At 69.3% G+C, this 2,657-nt stretch carries 2 protein-coding genes; one reads left to right on the top strand and one right to left on the bottom strand.

Annotation, left to right across the window (positions count from 1 at the left end):
* Positions 1–1,257: 1,257 nt before the first annotated feature.
* Positions 1,258–2,052 (bottom strand): IS5 family transposase, encoded by a 795-nt coding sequence (locus ACFYY6_RS38285; protein ID WP_389197767.1) that lies wholly within the window; start codon positions 2,050–2,052, stop codon positions 1,258–1,260.
* A gap of 120 nt (positions 2,053–2,172) precedes the next feature.
* Between ACFYY6_RS38285 and ACFYY6_RS38280 the strand changes: the two genes are divergently transcribed.
* A complete protein-coding gene (locus ACFYY6_RS38280) occupies positions 2,173–2,400 on the top strand; it encodes a hypothetical protein (RefSeq protein WP_389197765.1) in 228 nt (75 codons plus the stop codon).
* Positions 2,401–2,657 lie beyond the last annotated feature (257 nt).

Raw genomic sequence — 2,657 nt, 5'->3', positions numbered from 1 at the left:
AACTGCAGTCACTCCTCGCGGTCTGGACCGGCGCCTGCCCCACCTGCCACCGCGACATACCAGAACCGATAGCAACCTGACCAAGCACTACTAGTACTGCATCAGGCAACGGTACGTGATACGCGGCGTGTGCAAGCGTCGGCACCTGCTCGCCGAAGCCCGTCGCCGCCTCGCCCACGCCCTGCAGGGCCGCCCCCCACCAGCCCGGCCCGGACGAACAGATCGTGCAGACCGTCGCCGACGACCGCTGTACTCGCGCGACACGGAGGACCAGGCCGTGGTGCGTCCGCCGGCCCGCGCCCGCATGGGCTCCCGGACCCGGCCGCACACCGTCGTCGTGCCCGCCGCCCCGAGGCCCCGCCCGCGGCCGTCCCGTACGGACCGGAAGGCGAGCCGCGGCCCGGAGCAGGCAACCGATGTCGCCATGGTGGAGCAGACCCGCCGGGCGTTCGAGGCCGCCGCCGCCAAGACGGCCGCCAAGCTCCGGGACGGCATCCGGGACCGCGCCGTCGTTCACGGTCCCCGACCACGGCCCGCCCCGGCGACGGCCCCGCCGCCGCTTCGCCTCCGGACAGTCGCGCCGGGCCCTGGTTCGTGTGCGTGGCCGCCTGCGTCAGCGGCGGCCAGGTGCTCTCGGGGGCGGGTCGCAGCGTGGGAAGGGCCGGTGCCCGTCTCGAAGCGGCGACCTGGCTGCTCATTGAGTGGGAGCGGACGATGCCGCCGCGTTCCCGATCTGGCGTGGGCGGACAACCGTGCCGGAGCCGGACGCCATGAACGCTCTGATGCTGCTGGATCAGCTGAAGCAGAAGGGGCAGGTCAGCAAGCTGGTCGTCGGCATCCCTCGCCTGGGCCCGGGGACGTCGCCGCTGCCGGAGCCGCCCCATGCGCGGTGGCGGGTGCGGACCGGTCGCGGGCGCCACCGACGGCGGTGCCGCCCGTTCTTTGAACATCGGATCCGACCGTGATGGACGCCTGCCGGCGTGCTGTACATCTGCTGTCGGGACTCATAAACAGAGTCACCCGTGCTTGGTCGTGGGAAATGACGGCGCTGCGGTGTCGTCGGACGGGGAAGGTCCGCCGCTCGTCAGCGCAGATACTCGATCAGTCCGTCGGCCAGGTCGACCGGGCGTGACAGCGCAACCAGGTGACCGCCGGGGACCTCGTCGGCGTTGATCCTGAGAGCCTGTCGGGTGGCCGGTTGATTACGCTGCGATGTAGTCCTCGACGGTGTTCGCTCGTGCGGTCTTGCGGTGGGATTCATGGCTCCACCGCAAGGACTGCCCGGCGAGCCGGACCGAGCATCAAGCGGATCACTGCCACCTTGATCATGGCCTCGGAGGTCGCGGTCAGCCGCTCGTAGTCGCGGGCCAGCCGACGATTTCGGACCAGCCAGCCGAAACTTCGCTCCACCACCCAGCGGCGGGGCAGGACCTTGAAGCCCTTGACGTCGTCGGTCCGCTTCACGACCTCGACAACGATGTTCAACGCATCCCGAGCCCATGAAAGAAGCTTGGAATCAACGGAGCTGGCGTATCCGCCGTCGGCCCACACCAGACTGACCGTGCGGAATCCCTTCGCGAGACGGGCCAGGACGATGCGGCCTCCGGCCCGGTCCTGCACCGACGCGGAGGTGACCGCGACGACCAGCAGCAGGCCCATCGTGTCCACGATCACGTGTCTCTTTCGCCCTGTCGTCCGGTTGCCCGCATCGAACCCACGCGCCTCGCCGCCCTCGCTGGTCTTGATCGACTGGGCGTCGATCGCGGCGGCCGACGGCTCGGGATCGCGTCCGGCCCCGACCCGGACCTGGCGGCGGAGCTCGTCGTGGACGCGGTCCCAGGTGCCGTCCCGGCGCCACTTGGTGAACCAGCGGTGGGCCGCGTCCCAGGGCATCAGATAGCGCGGAAGCATCCGCCACTGGCAGCCCGACCGCAGCACGTAGAACACCGAGTCGAGCACCAACCGGTCTCCGTAATTGCGCATCCCGCCGCCTTTTCGCAGGTCACGCGCGGGAAGGAGCGGCTTGATGATCTCCCACATCTCATCGGTCAAGTTGGACGGATAGCATGGGCCGCTGACGGCCTCGGAGTTGTCGCACTGGCACACACCACGTGATCGTTCTGGGGCCGTCGCCATACCCGGAGGGCAGATCACGACCATCACGCATCACGCATGATCAGCCACCCGACAGGCTCTCAGGCCCGGCAGGGCACCGGCTGGGAGGGCCCTGACCCCCGGATGCGCTGCACCACCACCGAAGCCGTGTACGTCTGGCCGGAGGGCGCTCCCTACGAGGGAGGCACGACGGTCACGTGGAACGTGCCGGGCCACGGCTCCCACGCCACCGATCCCACCGAGGACCCGTCGATGTCGCTGTGCGGCTTCAACTGGGCAGAGTGAGAAGGCCGACGCGTGGACGGCCCGCCGGACTGCCGCGAGTGCCGACGCGAGGCCCAGCTCGGTGCCGAACGCCCCCGCGGCAACTGGTGACTACACGTTGCCGCCCAGGTGGCGACGGCCGTGGCCACGATGCGAAACACCCCGACCCTGGCAGCTTCCGTTCTAGTACTGCAATCACAGTTACTGATAGGGCGGTTGTGAGCTCTGTCGGTGGCTGTGGTTGTGTTCTGTCGTGTCTGTAGATCTTGGGGTGGGGC

Source organism: Streptomyces sp. NPDC001750, assembly GCF_042892615.1.
Taxonomy (GTDB): Bacteria; Actinomycetota; Actinomycetes; order Streptomycetales; family Streptomycetaceae; genus Streptomyces.
The sequence above is the reverse complement of the archived record's forward strand: the minus strand, read 5'-3'. Positions and strand labels throughout refer to the sequence as shown.

Coding starts and splice junctions, on each gene's coding strand:
- ACFYY6_RS38280 (WP_389197765.1), top strand. CDS start 2,173: ATGATCAGCCACCCGACAGGCTCTCAGGCCCGGCAGGGCACCGGCTGG.